This window comes from Flavobacterium sp., from assembly GCF_017744675.1.
In the GTDB taxonomy this organism is placed as follows: Bacteria; Bacteroidota; Bacteroidia; order Flavobacteriales; family Flavobacteriaceae; genus Flavobacterium.
In genome coordinates this window covers 64,181-79,883 of sequence record NZ_JAGIAV010000004.1, presented here as the reverse complement: position 1 = coordinate 79,883, position 15,703 = coordinate 64,181, and the positions used below count along the sequence as shown (strand labels likewise).

General features: G+C 32.8%; 16 protein-coding genes. 7 read left to right on the top strand and 9 right to left on the bottom strand.

What is annotated here, in order from left to right; all coding sequences use genetic code 11:
- The first annotated feature begins 52 nt into the window (after window positions 1-52).
- Window positions 53-577 carry a hypothetical protein gene (locus J7574_RS10600; RefSeq protein ID WP_290967888.1) on the top strand — a complete coding sequence of 175 codons (525 nt, stop codon included), beginning with the start codon at window positions 53-55 and terminating at the stop codon, window positions 575-577.
- Between the two features lie 104 nt (window positions 578-681).
- Here the strand turns inward: J7574_RS10600 and J7574_RS10595 are convergent, their stop codons facing one another.
- From J7574_RS10595 to menD, 8 genes are all read right to left on the bottom strand, one after another.
- Complete coding sequence (locus J7574_RS10595; protein ID WP_290967886.1) at window positions 682-1,704, bottom strand: o-succinylbenzoate synthase; 1,023 nt, start codon at window positions 1,702-1,704, stop codon at window positions 682-684.
- An 80-nt stretch (window positions 1,705-1,784) separates the two neighbouring features.
- Window positions 1,785-3,020 (bottom strand): M48 family metallopeptidase, encoded by a 1,236-nt coding sequence (locus tag J7574_RS10590; RefSeq protein ID WP_290971134.1) that lies wholly within the window; start codon window positions 3,018-3,020, stop codon window positions 1,785-1,787.
- Between the two features lie 234 nt (window positions 3,021-3,254).
- Window positions 3,255-3,932, bottom strand: coding sequence for a metal-dependent hydrolase (locus tag J7574_RS10585; protein ID WP_290967883.1), 678 nt, complete (start codon window positions 3,930-3,932; stop codon window positions 3,255-3,257).
- 29 nt (window positions 3,933-3,961) lie between these two features.
- Complete coding sequence (gene menA / locus J7574_RS10580) at window positions 3,962-4,924, bottom strand: 1,4-dihydroxy-2-naphthoate octaprenyltransferase (RefSeq protein ID WP_290967880.1); 963 nt, start codon at window positions 4,922-4,924, stop codon at window positions 3,962-3,964.
- An 89-nt stretch (window positions 4,925-5,013) separates the two neighbouring features.
- The gene (locus J7574_RS10575) at window positions 5,014-5,847 is read right to left on the bottom strand and encodes a 1,4-dihydroxy-2-naphthoyl-CoA synthase (protein ID WP_012024845.1); all 834 of its coding nucleotides are present in this window, start codon (window positions 5,845-5,847) and stop codon (window positions 5,014-5,016) included.
- Window positions 5,848-6,638: 791 nt separating this feature from the next.
- The gene (locus J7574_RS10570; protein WP_290967869.1) at window positions 6,639-7,493 is read right to left on the bottom strand and encodes a S1-like domain-containing RNA-binding protein; all 855 of its coding nucleotides are present in this window, start codon (window positions 7,491-7,493) and stop codon (window positions 6,639-6,641) included.
- Window positions 7,494-7,665: 172 nt separating this feature from the next.
- Window positions 7,666-8,007, bottom strand: coding sequence for a DUF2853 family protein (locus J7574_RS10565; RefSeq protein WP_290967867.1), 342 nt, complete (start codon window positions 8,005-8,007; stop codon window positions 7,666-7,668).
- A gap of 89 nt (window positions 8,008-8,096) precedes the next feature.
- Window positions 8,097-9,758: a 2-succinyl-5-enolpyruvyl-6-hydroxy-3-cyclohexene-1-carboxylic-acid synthase gene (menD, locus tag J7574_RS10560; RefSeq protein ID WP_290967865.1), complete on the bottom strand. Its 1,662-nt coding sequence runs from the start codon at window positions 9,756-9,758 to the stop codon at window positions 8,097-8,099.
- A gap of 177 nt (window positions 9,759-9,935) precedes the next feature.
- Between menD and J7574_RS10555 the strand changes: the two genes are divergently transcribed.
- Together J7574_RS10555 and J7574_RS10550 are read left to right on the top strand one after the other, a co-directional pair.
- The gene (locus J7574_RS10555) at window positions 9,936-11,111 is read left to right on the top strand and encodes a thioredoxin fold domain-containing protein (protein WP_290967863.1); all 1,176 of its coding nucleotides are present in this window, start codon (window positions 9,936-9,938) and stop codon (window positions 11,109-11,111) included.
- A gap of 17 nt (window positions 11,112-11,128) precedes the next feature.
- On the top strand, window positions 11,129-11,626 hold the full coding sequence (locus J7574_RS10550) for a GNAT family N-acetyltransferase (protein WP_290967861.1): 498 nt from the start codon (window positions 11,129-11,131) through the stop codon (window positions 11,624-11,626).
- A 132-nt stretch (window positions 11,627-11,758) separates the two neighbouring features.
- Here the strand turns inward: J7574_RS10550 and J7574_RS10545 are convergent, their stop codons facing one another.
- On the bottom strand, window positions 11,759-12,346 hold the full coding sequence (locus tag J7574_RS10545; protein WP_290967858.1) for a glutathione peroxidase: 588 nt from the start codon (window positions 12,344-12,346) through the stop codon (window positions 11,759-11,761).
- A 748-nt stretch (window positions 12,347-13,094) separates the two neighbouring features.
- Between J7574_RS10545 and J7574_RS10540 the strand changes: the two genes are divergently transcribed.
- From J7574_RS10540 to J7574_RS10525, 4 genes are all read left to right on the top strand, one after another.
- A complete protein-coding gene (locus tag J7574_RS10540; protein WP_111369022.1) occupies window positions 13,095-13,625 on the top strand; it encodes a sigma-70 family RNA polymerase sigma factor in 531 nt (176 codons plus the stop codon).
- Window positions 13,625-14,413: an anti-sigma factor gene (locus J7574_RS10535; RefSeq protein ID WP_290967851.1), complete on the top strand. Its 789-nt coding sequence runs from the start codon at window positions 13,625-13,627 to the stop codon at window positions 14,411-14,413. The genes J7574_RS10540 and J7574_RS10535 overlap by 1 nt, the downstream gene beginning before the upstream one ends.
- 89 nt (window positions 14,414-14,502) lie before the next feature.
- Window positions 14,503-14,898: a DoxX family protein gene (locus J7574_RS10530; protein ID WP_290967848.1), complete on the top strand. Its 396-nt coding sequence runs from the start codon at window positions 14,503-14,505 to the stop codon at window positions 14,896-14,898.
- Between the two features lie 22 nt (window positions 14,899-14,920).
- A complete protein-coding gene (locus J7574_RS10525) occupies window positions 14,921-15,646 on the top strand; it encodes a DUF3667 domain-containing protein (RefSeq protein ID WP_290967846.1) in 726 nt (241 codons plus the stop codon).
- Window positions 15,647-15,703: the final 57 nt, after the last annotated feature.

The window sequence follows — 15,703 nt, the reverse complement described above, 5'->3', positions numbered from 1 at the left end:
ATATTTATAACTTAAAATAAACTACAATTTAAAATTCTAAAATATAGCGATCATGAATGTACCTTATGTTGTAATACCAATAGCACTAGGTGTAATCTGCGGAATTTTAGGTTACATACTAGGAAAAATTAACTTTAAGAATGATAATTTGCTTTCAGCATCACTTCAAGCCGATTTGGATGTCTGTAAAGCTCATGCGAAAAATTTAAATGCAAGAATCTTAAAATTAGAAACAGAACTTGCTGCGAAGAATAAAACAGCAACGACCACAATAATCCCTTTTGAACCTAGTGTAGCAGAAAATGCCTTAGGAAAAAAAATAAAAGAGAACGACTTGAAAATTGTAGAAGGAATTGGCCCTAAAATAGAGTCTTTATTTATTGAAGCAGGAATAAAAACATGGCAAAATCTTTCGCAAACTTCAACTGAAAAACTGCAGTCAATTTTGGATGCCGGAGGAGAAAACTACGCCATGCACAATCCCAGCACTTGGGCTAGACAAGCTTTAATGGCCTATCAAGGAAAATGGAAGGAATTAAAAGATTGCCAGGATAGTTTGTTGGGAGGGAAAGAGTGACTTCTTAAAGAGACAAAGTGACAGAGAAACAAAGTGCCAAAGCAGCAAAGATGAAATACTTTGAGCAAACCTTTGTCACTTTGTTTCTCTGTCACTTTGTTACTTTACCACGTCTTAGAAGAACTATACCATAACTGTCCATTTTTTACTTCTAGCGGGCAATCTATATTATTAGTATATAAAGAGCCAGTGCCAAGGCCTTGTGGCATATTTGAATTTAATGTAAATGTCCATTGAGCAATGGCATTTAGTCCGATATTGCTTTCTAGTGCTGATGTAATCCACCAGCCAATATTATATTTTTCAGCTAAGTCTATCCATTCTTGCGTGCCACGAAAACCACCGATAAAACTTGGTTTCAAGATGATGTATTGAGGTTTGATTTCTTGAAGCAATTTTTCTTTTGCTTCAAATGAAAACACTCCAATCAATTCTTCGTCTAAAGCAATTGGAAACGGTGTTTGTTTGCACAACTCAGCCATTTCTTTAATTTGACCTTTCTTAATTGGCTGTTCTATGCTATGAAGCTTAAATTGATTTAGTTGATTTAATTTATCTAAAGTTTCCGCTGAAGAAAAAGCACCATTGGCATCTACCCTGATTTCTATTTCTTCTGGAGAAAAATGGCTTCTAATAAATTGCAATAATTCTAATTCTTTATTGAAATCAATTGCTCCAATTTTAAGTTTTATGCAGTTAAAACCGTCAGCTAACTTCTCTTCTATTTGCTCTTTCATAAAAGAGGCTTCACCCATCCAAACTAACCCATTTATGGCTATAGAACTTGAATTTTTGGTGAAGTCTGATGGAAATAAAATATACGCATTTTCACTTTTAAGAGATAAAAAAGCCATTTCTATTCCGAATTGAATCGAAGGGAATTCTAATAATGCTTCCCAAAGCGCCTTTTCTCCTAAATGAATATTTTCGCATGCCCATTTTAGTTTTTCTTCGTAATCTGGGCGATCGTCTGCGCTTAAACCACGCAGTATTCCGCACTCTCCTATTCCTTTTTTTCCATTTTCTTCCAGCGTTATAAACCAAGTTTCTTTCTCGGTCATAATCCCTCTAGAAGTTCCAGATGGACGTTTAAATTCTAGTAAATATTTGTGATAGGATGCGTTCATTTTTTTTGAAGGTACTAAGATGCTAAGGTACTGAGGTGCTAAGTTTTCTAAATCTTTAAAAATGCTAGTGTCTTAGAAACTTAATTATATAATTTTAGGATTTTTTCGAAATCTTTTGAAGGTAAACCTGCTTTTTCAAAAGATTTAAAATCAAGTTTTGTTTTCTCAATCCAGCTCAAACTGTCTGTAACGTTTTGTGTTTGGTATTTTTTGTAAATCGCTTTGGCTGCGCTGTAATCGTCGCTCACTAAATAAACATGTGCTAAGTTTAATTTCACTTGCAATTCTGTGTCATCCAATTTTTCACCTTCTTGAAGCACTTTTAATGCTTTTGCATATTGTTTGGTTAGAATATAGCAGTAGCCTAACGAACTATAATCCAGAGCTGTTGCTTTTCCTTCATTAACAATAGTGTTCAATTTTGGAATCGCTTCGTTGTATTTTTGGGCTTTGATTAAGGAAGCGGTTTGCGTTCTTAAATCGTTGAAAACATTTTTTGAAATATCGGCATCTTTATAACAGCTGTTTCCGAAATCTTTATACACTTTTGTTTTTTCTACAGCCAATAATTTCTGAAACTCATCATAACGATATTGTTTCATGATTTTATTTAATATGCAAACGCAAAAATCATCTGAATTGGCCATTTTTTGAGCCATAGTAGAAGTTTTGCACAAACTTATAATTTCGTTCTTATTGTCTTGATTCCAACCACGATTAAGTTTTGTATCTACCCAAGGCACAACTTCTAAAACCACTTTCTGACTTAACAGCCAATTTTTACTTTCAAAACCAAACCAAATAGTGCTAATATTTTCTTTTAAACAAGAAGACTTACCAACAGATAAACGTTTGGCGTCTTTGCTTACTGGTTCTGCCTGAGTATAGCAAGCTTTATCTATTTTGCCATCAGCAACATATTTTTTGGCATTTTCGTTTGAGGTAAAAATCGAATAGGTGCATTCGTCATCACCTGAAATTTTCGACATCAGGAAAACAGCTCCTGCAGAGCCTTGGCTTACGCCTGTTGGATCTGAAATAGCTTTTAAAAGAGAGACCAAACTGTTGGCCATTTCTTGATTTTTGTCTAAAAGTGTGATTCTGTATACAATTTCTGTGGTTCCAACGGGTAAATCTTCTGTTGGTATAGAAATTCTATCGCGTGCCGGAACCATAATTTCTTTGGTTGTTGCTCGCTCTTTGTCCCAATAACCGTCTTTTTGTGCAAATGCGTTAAAGGAAACCGTAATAAGTAATGCTAAAATTATTTTGAAAGTTATACTTCGTGATGATGCTTTAACTGCCACGGATTTTATAGATTAAAATGATTTTTACTTTTAAAACTCAAATTTAAATTAACATAGATTATGCCAAATAACTTTCTTATGGAATTGAGTACATAGCCCCGATTACTTCACTTAGATTTTATTTTAATCGGAGTTCAGTGAACTTCGTTTGAGGCGGTATCCTTTTTAAGGCAATTTTTCTTTGCCTTAAAAAGATATAGCCGAAAGCGGGATTAGCTCCTTCGTTTTCGCTCAGGATGACAATTATAATTCAATAGATTCTCCGATTGGCAAAAGCATCAAATCTTTTCCTTTATCGAAAAACTTACGAATTGATTCCTCGTGATTGATTTCGATATAACCAAAAGTGTCGTAGTGATATCCTAAAACTTTATCACATTCTACAAAATCTGAAGCAATAATAGCATCTTCAACATCCATTGTAAAGTTGTTCCCGATCGGAAGAATTGCTAAATCCAGTTTTGTACGAAGCGGAATTAATTTCATGTCGTATGTTAAAGCAGTATCTCCAGCAATGTAGATATTTTTGTGTTCGCTTTCAATAACAAAACCTCCAGGGTTTCCTCCGTAAGTGCCGTCAGGAAAGCTGCTTGAGTGAATTGCGTTTACATATTTGACCTTTCCGAAATCGAATTTCCAGCTTCCTCCGTGATTCATTGGGTGCGAATTGAATCCTCTTTTTGCATAATAGCTTGCAATTTCAGCATTAGAAACGATAACTGCTTTTGTATTTTTTGCAATTGCTTCAACATCCAAAACGTGATCGGAGTGTGCATGCGTCAGTAAAATATAATCGGCTTTTATGGTGCTAAGATTGATTGCTGCAGCTTGTGGATTTCCGGTAATAAATGGATCCACAATAATGTGTTTTCCTCCTACTTCAATTCCTAATGAAGCGTGTCCGTAGTATGTAATTTTCATTTTGTTACCTTTTTAAGTTAAACGTTGTTTTATCTTCCTCCTAAAAAGAGGTTTACAATAATGTCTGAAATTAGCGAAATCATACATACTGTAAGTAATATAGAAAGCAAAAATGTGCTTAATGCCAGTTTTTTCAATTCTGGATCTAGCAATTTTGGATCTTGGTTTTTGTAAACTGTAATTAAATGTTTTGTCAACGGAATATAGGCCAGTAAAAACAGATATTGGTCGAAGTTGTAATCGCTTAAAATAGCAAAAACAACTACCAAAATCATTGCAGTAATGATTAAGAAAAAGTGATAATTTTTAGCTCTTTTAGCTCCAAGTTGCACTACAATGGTGTTTTTGCCTGATTTTTTATCTGATTCCTGATCGCGCATATTATTTAGGTTTAAAACCCCAACGCTCAATAATCCGATTGCTACTGCTGGAAGAATCAAAAGCGGATGTACTTCTTTTGCATACAAAAAGTTTACGCCCAAAGTGCTTACCAATCCAAAGAAAATGAACACGAATAAATCTCCTAATCCTCTGTAGCCATAAGCTGAATTACCTACAGTATATTTAATTGCAGATACGATAGCCGCAATTCCTAATAATAGAAAAAAGATTGAGTATCCGAAATTGTCTTTTCCAAAAGCAAAATAAATTAATATTATCGCAGACAATAAAGTCAAAAACGAAGTGATAATAATAGCTTTTTTCATTGCCTGAGGCGTAATAGCTCCGCTCTGAATAGCACGCTGAGGCCCAACTCGGTCTGCGTTGTCGGTACCTTTTACTCCGTCTCCATAATCGTTTGCAAAATTGGATAAAACCTGTAATCCTAATGTTGTCAATAAAGAAAAACCAAAAATTTTCCAGCTGAATACTTCTGTTGGAGTGTTAATAGTTTCTGTTGGATTTGACAATGCATAAATGCTTCCAACTATAATTCCGGAAACTGATAAAGGTAATGTGCGCAGTCTTGCGGCTTCAATCCAATGTTTCATTATTTTAAATTTAGTTTTTTTTGTTTCAGGTTTCAAGTTTCAGGTTTTCAACTTGGAACCTGAAACTTGCAACTTTATAACTTTTTAAATTATGGTAACCATTTATTTTCGCCGAAGTTCGGTTTTCTTTTTTCTAAGAAAGCGTTTCTTCCTTCTTTGGCTTCTTCGGTCATGTAAGCCAAACGGGTTGCTTCTCCTGCAAAAACTTGTTGTCCGACCATTCCGTCGTCTGTTAAGTTCATTGCAAATTTCAGCATTTTTATAGATGTTGGTGATTTTTGAAGAATTTCCTGCGCCCACTCGTAAGCAGTTGCTTCCAGTTCGTCGTGCGGAATTACAGCATTTACCATTCCCATTTCGAAAGCTTCTTGAGCAGAATAATTTCTACCTAAAAAGAAAATTTCACGAGCTTTTTTCTGTCCTACCATTTTAGCCAAATATGCCGATCCGTAACCACCGTCAAAGCTTGTTACGTCTGCATCTGTCTGTTTAAAAATAGCGTGTTCTTTACTCGCTAGCGTCATATCGCAAACTACATGCAAACTATGTCCGCCACCTACAGCCCAACCAGGAACTACAGCAATAACCACTTTTGGCATAAAGCGAATTAAACGCTGTACTTCTAAAATATTTAAACGGTGCTGACCATCGTCGCCAACATATCCTTGATGTCCGCGCGCGTTTTGATCTCCACCACTGCAGAAAGAATAAACTCCGTCTTTTGTTGAAGGCCCTTCAGCAGAAAGCAAAACAACTCCAATTGAAGTATCTTCTTGTGCATCGTAAAAAGCTTGGTATAATTCTGAAGTAGTTTTAGGACGGAATGCATTTCTAACATTAGGTCTGTTAAAGGCTATTCTCGCTACTCCGTTGCATTTTTTATAAGTTATATCTTCAAATTCTCTGGCTGTAATCCAATCCATTTTGATTTTTTGTTTAAATAATTATACGGTAAAAATAAAGCATTTTTACTACTTTACCTACTCAATCTGCCTTAAGTCTTTGCTAAATTGACGCGTAATGTTAACAATTAGTATTTACTTACAAAAAATAACATTTTTTAACATTAGTTTAGAAAAATAATAATTAATTTTACACCCTAGAAATCAATAAGATACAAATTATTTCAAAGATTTCAGATTGATTTTCTTTCACTGATTTATTAACCTAAAAAATGATTTTTTTGAGAAAATTTAAAAAATTTGTCGCTCATTTTTTTAGGGTTTTAAGTAACAAACCTCAATTAAAGGAGCAAATGATTTATGTGTTTGTCGAAACTTCAAAAAGAAAAAAGTAACACCTAAGGTTAAATGTTAGAATTGTCTATTAATTAGTATAGAAATGATAACGAAAAGAGGAAAAAAGTACTAATTCACCACTTTCTAAAAGTTATATTATAAAACCAATGGATGAGCCGTGAAATTCTCTTTTTTGCTTTTAAGATAGGTGCATTAATTATTTAAAAGACATACCATCAATGGTACAATTTCTAAAATTCGTAAAGCTATTGTTCTGAGATGGATTCGAATTATTTTATTTCTGTTTTTTTTTAATTACAATTTTTTTTAAAACTGAATAAAAAGCGAAAGGCTGCTTGTAATGAGCAGCCTTTTGTGTTACAATGATTTTGCTTACGCAAAATAAAATTTTAATTTTTTTAAATTCCAAACTTCAATTGGAATTTGGAATTTAAAATATTGGGATTTATACAATTTTATTCTTTCACAAGATAGATTCCATCATCTTTAATCTCGATTAGTTTTTCTTTATACAAAGATCCAATTGCTTTTTTAAATGATTTTTTACTCATTTTCAAAACAGTTTTAATGTCTTCTGGATGAGAGTTATCGTTTAAACGAAGAAAACCTCTGCTGGCTCTTAGTTCGCTTAATATTTTTTCTGCATTTGGTTCAATGCTTTCAAAACCCTGGGCCTGAAGTGCTACATCAATTTTGTGATCTGGACGAATGTTTTTGATATAACCGCGCATTCTATCTCCAGTTCTTATCGCATCGTCGTAAACTTCGTCTTTATATAAAAGGCCTTTGTGGCGCTCGTTTATAATCACATTAATTCCCATATCGGTAATATGCGAAACAATTAGATCTACTTCTTCCCCTTTCTCAACCGTTAGCTCATCATTGCTCAAAAACTGATTGGTTTTACTTGAAGCCACCAAACGATTGGTTTGTTTGTCTAAGTATAGATAAACCAAATAGCGTTTTCCTTTTTCCATTGGGCGCGCCTGCTCTTTAAACGGTACAAGAATATCTTTTTCCATTCCCCAATCCATAAAAGCGCCGACATTATTAATGTAATTTACTCTTAAAAGTGCAAATTCATTCAATAAAATGTAAGGCACCAAAGTAGTTGCTACAGGTCTTTGTTCGTGATCTAAGTAAACAAAAACGATTAATTCTTCTCCAATTTCAAATACCTTTGGTACGTATTTGTTTGGAAGCAAAACATCGTGAACGCCATCTGGATCATTTTCAGGATCTCCTAAAAACAAACCAACTTTAGTGTCACGTAATATAGTTAGAGTATTGTATTTTCCTATTTCTAGCATTATGATATATTTCTAAGCAGTAGAACTGCTAAGTTTCTGAGAGGCAAAGGTACGAAGTTTGGCTCGGTAGAAAGAAATTAATTTTAACAAAACTTAATTTGTAGGTAAAAAATAGAAAATCCCTTTATAATCAGATGTTATAAAGGGATTTTTAAGTTGCATCAAATTCAAATTATTTGAAGATGCTTTCTTTTTTAAAGTGTACAGTCAATAAATAATATACTACTGCTCTATATTTATGTTTATTTGATTTTCCGTATTTTTCCATAACGGCATCAATTCCTTTGTCTAAATCTGGACCATCTTTCAAACCTAATTTCTTGATTAGAAAGTTGTTTTTTACGGTATTCAATTCTGATGGCTGCGAAGAAGCTACTGTAGAAGCATCATCATTATAAATTGACGGACCACAAGCAATTGTAACTTTTGTCAATAAATCTGCATTGGCTGTAATGCCACATTTTTCTTTTAAATCGGCTGTGTACTTTTTGATTAATTCTTCTCTTTTGCTCATAACTATAAAATGTATTGGTGAATAATACACCAAAGCTATAGTTAAAGAAGCAATTAATCAAAATATTTAACAAATATTTTCTTTCAAAATCAATGCAAGTATTTGAAATACTGTTTTAAGATTTGATCATTCTCATATGTTGGCGTGAAAACTTCCAAAATAGCGGGAACATCGTTAGCGATATATAAAGAAGCTATACCATTCTCTAACGACTGCTCATCATGAGCTGCGAAATAATTCAATCCGTACATTTTTGCCAAATGTTCGGCTGTCAGGTTATGCGACGTTTCGAAATAGGTGTTAAAAACAGGTTTTTCCTGATGTCCTGGCAGGATTCTAAAGATTCCTCCTCCTCCATTATTAATCAAAATAATCTTGAAGTTTTTCGGAATGTATGAATTCCATAGCGCATTGCTATCGTATAAAAAACCGATATCTCCAGTAACACAAATGGTTTGTTTTTTGTTTCCAACCGCTGCACCAATTGCGGTAGAAGTACTTCCATCGATACCACTTGTTCCTCGATTGCAAAAAACTTCAATAGAATTATCTATATCAATTAATTGTGCATAGCGAATTGCAGAACTGTTGCTGATTTGAAGCAAGGTATTTTTAGGCAATGATTCGATTACTTTCTCGAAAACTTTGAAATCTGAAAACCCTATTTGGCTCAAATATTCTTTTCTTCTCTCTAATCTTGTTTTATAAACCGTATCGATGTTCTTAAAATAATTGCTTTTTACAAAAGTTGTTTTTGAAAGCAAGTCTTTAAAGAAATCATTAGGCTGCATTTCAAAATGTTTTGTCAATGCGCCAAACGTATCATAAGCACGTAAAGTATCAATATGCCAATGGTGTTTTGGTTTGTATTTTCGTAAAAAACCTTTGATTCTTTTTGAAACCACCATTCCGCCAAAAGTAATTAAGACTTCAGGATTAAATTGCTTAAAATCAAAATCATCAAAAGGAGTAATTAAAGTATCTATTGAATTGATGAAATTTTCATGATGAAGGTTTGAAGTCGTTTCTGTAAGCACAACAACTGACGGATCTGAAGCTAATTTTTCGATAACTTCCTTGTCAATGCTATTGGCTTCATTTACTCCAACCAAAACCAATTTTCGCTTTGCATTATTCCATACAGAAACAAACTCTTCACTATTTTCTATCGTTTTAGGATATTTTTCGGGTTCTGGATTTGTGATTTTAGACTTTACAGAAAGTTCTTCTGTTGTCTCGTAAAGAGGTTCTTCAAAAGGTGCGTTGATGTGAACAGGACCTTTTTTTAGAATAGCGGTTTCAATTGCCAAATTGATTTTCAAATCGTTTTCTTCTGATGCTTCTTCAGTCAAATTAGCATTGAAAACAGAATGATTAGCAAAAACATTTTCCTGACGAATAGTTTGTCCGTCACCAATATCGATTTTACTCTGCGGACGATCGGCAGAAATAACAATTAACGGAATCTGGCTATAAAATGCTTCTGCCAGAGCTGGATAATAATTCAATAAAGCTGATCCTGAAGTACAGACAATTGCAGTTGGCTGTTTGGTTTGCTGCGCAATTCCTAAAGCAAAAAAAGCGGCACATCGCTCGTCTGCAATACTGTAACAGGTAAAGTTTGGGTTTTGAGCAAATCCGATCGTTAACGGTGCGTTTCTAGATCCTGGAGAAATTATAATATTAACAATGCCTTTGGCAGATAAAATTTCGATAATGCTTTGTGCAAGCGCTATTTTGGGGTAAATCATTCCGGTCGTGTATTACTATTTTTAAAGAAAATCCTTCTATTTGATTTTTCTTCATCTTGCTTACAAAGTTACAAACTTCGCACTTGATTTATGTTATAATTAGGAATATATTAAGGCTCTTTCTCAAAAAAGGGAATATATTTGTAAAATCGAATAATTAATAAAGCCTAGCTCAATATGCGTTTCTTATTTATACTTTTTTTATCGTTTACTTTTCAAAGCATAACTTCTCAGAATCAATTTGTTCCTGTTGATGTTCCTTATAAAACAGCTTTAGAAAATGCTAAAAAAGAAGGAAAACCGCTTTTTGTTATGCTTTATGCAGATTGGTGTCCGCATTGCAATTTAATGAAGGCAGAAGTTTTAAGTGATCCAGCTGTAATCGATTTTTTGAATAAAAATTTTGTCTGCACTTACAAGAATATTGAAAAAGGAGAAGGTATTGCTTTAAAAGATAAATTTAATACCAAATCACTTCCTACTTTTTTGTTTATAGACAGTAACGAAACTTTAATTTATGCTTTAAAAGGCGAAATGAAAAAGCCTGAATTTCAGAACGAGCTCAGTAATGTTTTAAATCCTAAAATGCAGTTGCCTTATTTAGAAAAACAGTTTCTTGCCGATCCTAGCAATTCGGATAAATTTTTTATTTATTTGAATACTTTGAGGAAAGGAAAAGACAGAACAGAATTATCTGTACCAACGCATATTTACCTGAATACACAAACAGATAAACAGCTGGTTAGCGAATTGAACTGGAGAGTTATTGCCAATGGGGTTACCGATATTAAATCTAGAGAGTTTCAATATGTCTTAAATCATCAGAAAGAATTTGCAGCTGTAGCCTCTCAAAGTCGTGTTGAACGCAAAATTGAAAGTATTGTAAATGAATTGCTTCGCCCTTTGGTTGATAATTTAGACACTATAAACTATTACAAACAAAGAGAAATTGCCAAATCGATTCGATTGCAAAAAACCGATTCTTTGGTCTTTAAATATGATTTAACATTAGCTGAAAGAACCGAAAAATGGAGTTTTTATAAAAAAATTACTCTTGAAGACACTCAGAAATTAGTTTGGAATGATGCGAGTTTCTTAAAAGATATTGGAAATACCTATTTCAAACATATTGAAGATGCTGAAAGCTTAAAAAAGGCTATTTTTTGGGTAGATCGTTCTTTAGAATTAAGTGATTCATATGATGGTAATTTGCTCGAAGCCAAACTTTATAATAAAATAAAAAATAAAAAGAAAGCTTTGGAATATGCTAAAAATGCGAAAGCCATAGCAAAAGAAATGGATTGGAATTCCAAAGAAGCAGACACTTTATTAGCTGAACTAAATACCAAATAAACTGCAACAAATTACTAATGAGTATTATTTTAAGACCTGCAACGACAAACGATTTACAAAAGATTCTTGAAATTGTAAATCATTCTATTTTATATACGACTGCCAACTATAGTTACGAAACTCAGACATTAGAAGTTCAGACTAAATGGTTTGAGGATAAAATGGCCAAGAATCTTCCTGTAATTGTAGCCGATTTAGATGGTGAAGTGGTTGGTTTTGGAAGTTATGGTCAGTTTAGAGAGAAAATAGGCTATCAATATACTGTAGAACATTCGGTTTATGTGGTTGATAGTATTATAGGAAAAGGAATTGGCTCTAAACTTCTCACAGAATTAATTCGTTTGGCCAAAGAACAAGGTTATCACGTGATGATTGGCGCCATTGATGCAGATAATGCAGGAAGCATTGCTTTTCATGAAAAATTCGGATTTGTGGCTACAGGTACAATTCGTGAAGTGGGCTACAAATTTGACCATTGGCTGGATTTGGTTTTTATGCAGCTTATTTTAGTTTAACCGCAAAGAACGCTAAGAATTACGCAAAGTTCGCAAAGTATTTAAAACTCTGTCCCTTTGTATCTTTGCAGCTTTGGAACTTAAAAAAAAACTCAAATTTGAATATTCAAATTTGAGTTTTTTTTTATTTTTTTAGCTTTTAATCCAATTGATTACTTCTGGATCTGTTGGTAAAGTTTTTGGTTTAATTACTTTTACTAATTCTCCTTTTTCATTGATTAGATATTTTTGAAAGTTCCATTCTACTTCAGAATCTTGCAAACCGTTTCTGGATTTTTCAGTTAAGAATTTGTAAACCTCGCACATGTCACTTCCTTTCACAGAAACTTTATTCATCATCGGAAAAGTTACACCGTAGTTTTGCTGGCAGAAAGTTTCGATTTCTTTAGCTGTACCTGGCTCTTGTGAGGCAAAGTTGTTTGCTGGGAAACCAACAATTACAAAACCTTTATCTTTATATTCTTTGTAAATCGCTTCTAAATCTTTGTATTGAGGTGTTAAACCACATTTTGAAGCTGTGTTGACAATCATTATTTTTTTGCCTTTTAAAGAAGCAAAGTCAAAAGTGTCTCCTGATAAATCTTCTACTTTAAATTGATAAATAGTTTCTTTTGCCATGGCTTTATCTTTTTTAGATAATTTGTTTGTACTGGTTTGAGCATTTAATCCTGTCGCCGACAAAATAGCTGCTCCAAATAGTATAAATAGTATTTTTTTCATCGTTTAATTTTTTATAAAATTAGCTAAAATACATTTCACAAAAACTATTTTAAGTCTTTAATTTTTGCCAATCAAAAGTTAAATAAAAAATGAAGCCTAACGTTAATCAGACGTTAGGCTTCCCCCCATACAAACAAATCAAACCATGAATTAATTATTATGTAATCTTTTATAAAATATAGTTGATGACTCGGTTATGTTGAAAATCTCTTCAATCCCACATGTCAAACGTCTTTTCAAAAAATCTTTTAATGGCTTGTATTGATGTAAACTTAAATCTTAAAATAATCGAGTGACATCTTAAAAAAATCTCCTTTTTGGAAGTCCGAGTACATCAACTATTTAGTGTTTTCACTATCATATTTCATAGTACTTCCTAAAGCATCTTTCAAAAAATCTTTTTCAGTAAAACTAATTAGTGTCAAAACTGTTGTTAATCCAACTATTAATATCTTGACTATTATTTTGCTATCCATAAGTCTTTTAATATTTAAATAACAACAGTTTTTAAAATTCTCTAAGAACTGTATTTCAGATCTTTTCGATCCTTTAAAATACATTTACGTAATCGGATTGTTTTTGGTTTTAAAAAAAGACAAAAAAAACTCACTTTTTTTCTTACCCCTTATTTTCTTAGGTTTTAGGCTGTTAAAAAAAAATAAAAAATGAGAGAAAAATAAATTAACTTTATAAAAAGTTAATAAGGAATGCATTAACTTCTAATCTTTAAACTTAAAAATCCCAATCTATGAGTCAAGAAGAACTTCTGGTTTTAATTTACAAAAAGGATGAAAAAGCTTTTACACATTTGTACGACATGTATTCAAAAAGCTTATTTTCTGTTATTCATGTACTAATAAAGAATCGCGAAGAAGCCGAAGATGTGCTTCAGGATGTTTTTGTCAAAATCTGGAAAAACATTGATTCTTATAATGAAAGTAAAGGACGATTTTATACCTGGATTCTAAATATTGCACGAAACACCTCTATCGATAAACTTCGTTCTAAAGATTATAACAACAGCCAAAAAAACCTTTCATCAGATAATTTCGTAAATCTCTTAGATGAGAGCAATAAATTGAGCCATAAACTGGATGCGATTGGAATTCAGGAATTTGTAAAAAAACTGAAACCTAAATGTATTGAGATAATCAATTTACTGTTCTTTAAAGGATATACTCAGCAAGAAGCGTCAGAAGAACTGGCTCTGCCGCTGGGAACTATAAAAACGCAAAACAGAAACTGTATTAACGATTTACGTAATTATTTGAAAATATAATGGAAGCACAAGAATATATAGAATCAGGAATTTTAGAGCTGTACGTTTACGGCTTGTTAAGTGAAAAAGAAAACTTGGAAATTGCCGAATTGGCAAAAAACAATCCTGAGGTAGATCAAGAAATTATTTCAATAGAAAAAGCTATAATTGCCCTTTCGTCGAGCTTCTCTCCTTTCCATTCTGTGGAAAACTTTGAAAAAATTAAAGCTCGACTTGAACTTAAACATGGCAAAGTAGTCGACATGAAACCAGCATCAAACTGGTCTCAATATGTGGGCTGGGCAGCGGCAGTTCTTTTATTGCTTGGTTTAGGATACCAAACTTTAGAATTGACAAAAACCAAAGAGGCCATCTCTACCGTTGGAAATGAGAAAAACAAAATTCAAAGAGAATATGCTTTTTTAGATCAGCAGAATAAGCAAACGGAGAAAAATTTAAAAATTGTAAGAGATATCAAGAATACTGGAGTTACACTTGGTGGACAAGCAGTATCACCAACATCTTTTGCAAAAGTATATTGGAACCAACAAACTAAGACGACTTATATAGATGCGGCTGGTTTGCCAACTCCTCCAAAAGGAATGGTTTATCAGGTTTGGTCTTTAAAATTAAGCCCCGTTCTTACGCCAACAAGTATTGGTTTATTGGATAATTTTGAAGGAAATGCTCAGAAAATTTTCGCGGTAAGCCAAACCGATTCTGCAGAAGCATTCGGAATTACGTTAGAGCCAGCTGGCGGAAGCCCTACTCCAACTATGACACAGCTTTATACTTTAGGAAAAGTTTAAAAATTAATATTTCATAAAAATTGAAAACGCATATTAGATTTAATATGCGTTTTTTATTACTTTTAATTTAACAAATCCAAAAACAAATCATGTCCGGAACCTTTCTTTTAAGAATAGCAGTCGCCATAATTCTGCTCACTCATTCCGTATTTGGAATGTTTAATAATGGTATTAATGATTTTGGAAATTTATTTTTAAACCAAATCGGTTTTGCTCCTTTTGGTGTTTTTCTGGCTTGGAGCATCAAATTATCTCATGTTGCTGCCGCAATTCTTCTTATCAGTAACAAATACGTAAAATTAGCTGGATTTGTAACCATTTTTATTCTCATCATGGGAATTATTTTAGTTCATTTTAAAGAAGGCTGGTTTGTGGTTGGTGGCGGAAGAAATGGCGTTGAATACAATTTCCTTTTGATAGTGGTTTTGTTTGCAATAATGTATCCAAACGGTTTTAGAAAAAATCAACAAAATACTAATCTTTAATTCGATTTTAAAAATGGAGATAATGTGTAAAAACTGCCATCAGATTTTTAAGGGGCATTATTGCAACAACTGTGGCCAGTCTGCGGAGACGCATAAAATAAATGCTCATTTTTTGTGGCATGATATCCAGCATGGCTTGTTGCATTTTGATAAAGGTATTTTATTCTCCTTAAAACAATTATTTACCAGACCTGGAGATTCTGTACGTGAATTTATTGAAGGAAAAAGAGTCCGCCATTTTAAACCGTTATCATTGGTCGTTGTTTTGGCGGCGCTGTATGGCGTTTTATATCATTTCTTTCATATCAACATGTTTCCTAAAGCAGATAATGAATTAATAGATTATAATGAGTTTAACGAATGGATGGCAACTCATTATTCTTGGACTACCATTGCAGCTATTCCGATTTACACGATCGGAACTTATGTCGTTTTTAGAAAGCAAGGTTATAATTATTTTGAGCTTTTTATATTAAATACATTTAAAGCATCCCAACGCCTTTTTGTTCAGATTCTAACATTTCCAGTGCTTTTTTATTTAAATGGTACACCTCACATTCAAAAATTTTCGACTGTGGCTTATATTATTGGGCTTGTATTGATTTTTTGGACAAATATTCAGTTTTTTAATAAGATGTCTAAAACAAAGGCTTTTTTCTTTAGTATCTTAAGCCACATCATATTTTTAATCTGTTACTTTATAATTGCAGTCATAATACTTGCTATTTTAGGAAAACTTCCAGAATAAAAAATAAACAAATTGTATAAAAAAAGGGTTCAACATTGTGTTGAACCCTTTCTGTTT

Coding starts and splice junctions, on each gene's coding strand:
- J7574_RS10555 (WP_290967863.1), top strand. CDS start 9,936: ATGCGTTTCTTATTTATACTTTTTTTATCGTTTACTTTTCAAAGCATA.
- J7574_RS10565 (WP_290967867.1), bottom strand. CDS start 8,007: ATGAGCAAAAGAGAAGAATTAATCAAAAAGTACACAGCCGATTTAAAA.
- J7574_RS10575 (WP_012024845.1), bottom strand. CDS start 5,847: ATGGATTGGATTACAGCCAGAGAATTTGAAGATATAACTTATAAAAAA.
- J7574_RS10570 (WP_290967869.1), bottom strand. CDS start 7,493: ATGCTAGAAATAGGAAAATACAATACTCTAACTATATTACGTGACACT.
- J7574_RS10530 (WP_290967848.1), top strand. CDS start 14,503: ATGTCCGGAACCTTTCTTTTAAGAATAGCAGTCGCCATAATTCTGCTC.
- J7574_RS10540 (WP_111369022.1), top strand. CDS start 13,095: ATGAGTCAAGAAGAACTTCTGGTTTTAATTTACAAAAAGGATGAAAAA.
- J7574_RS10525 (WP_290967846.1), top strand. CDS start 14,921: ATGTGTAAAAACTGCCATCAGATTTTTAAGGGGCATTATTGCAACAAC.
- J7574_RS10545 (WP_290967858.1), bottom strand. CDS start 12,346: ATGAAAAAAATACTATTTATACTATTTGGAGCAGCTATTTTGTCGGCG.
- menA (WP_290967880.1), bottom strand. CDS start 4,924: ATGAAACATTGGATTGAAGCCGCAAGACTGCGCACATTACCTTTATCA.
- J7574_RS10535 (WP_290967851.1), top strand. CDS start 13,625: ATGGAAGCACAAGAATATATAGAATCAGGAATTTTAGAGCTGTACGTT.
- J7574_RS10550 (WP_290967861.1), top strand. CDS start 11,129: ATGAGTATTATTTTAAGACCTGCAACGACAAACGATTTACAAAAGATT.
- J7574_RS10600 (WP_290967888.1), top strand. CDS start 53: ATGAATGTACCTTATGTTGTAATACCAATAGCACTAGGTGTAATCTGC.
- menD (WP_290967865.1), bottom strand. CDS start 9,758: ATGATTTACCCCAAAATAGCGCTTGCACAAAGCATTATCGAAATTTTA.
- J7574_RS10585 (WP_290967883.1), bottom strand. CDS start 3,932: ATGAAAATTACATACTACGGACACGCTTCATTAGGAATTGAAGTAGGA.
- J7574_RS10595 (WP_290967886.1), bottom strand. CDS start 1,704: ATGAACGCATCCTATCACAAATATTTACTAGAATTTAAACGTCCATCT.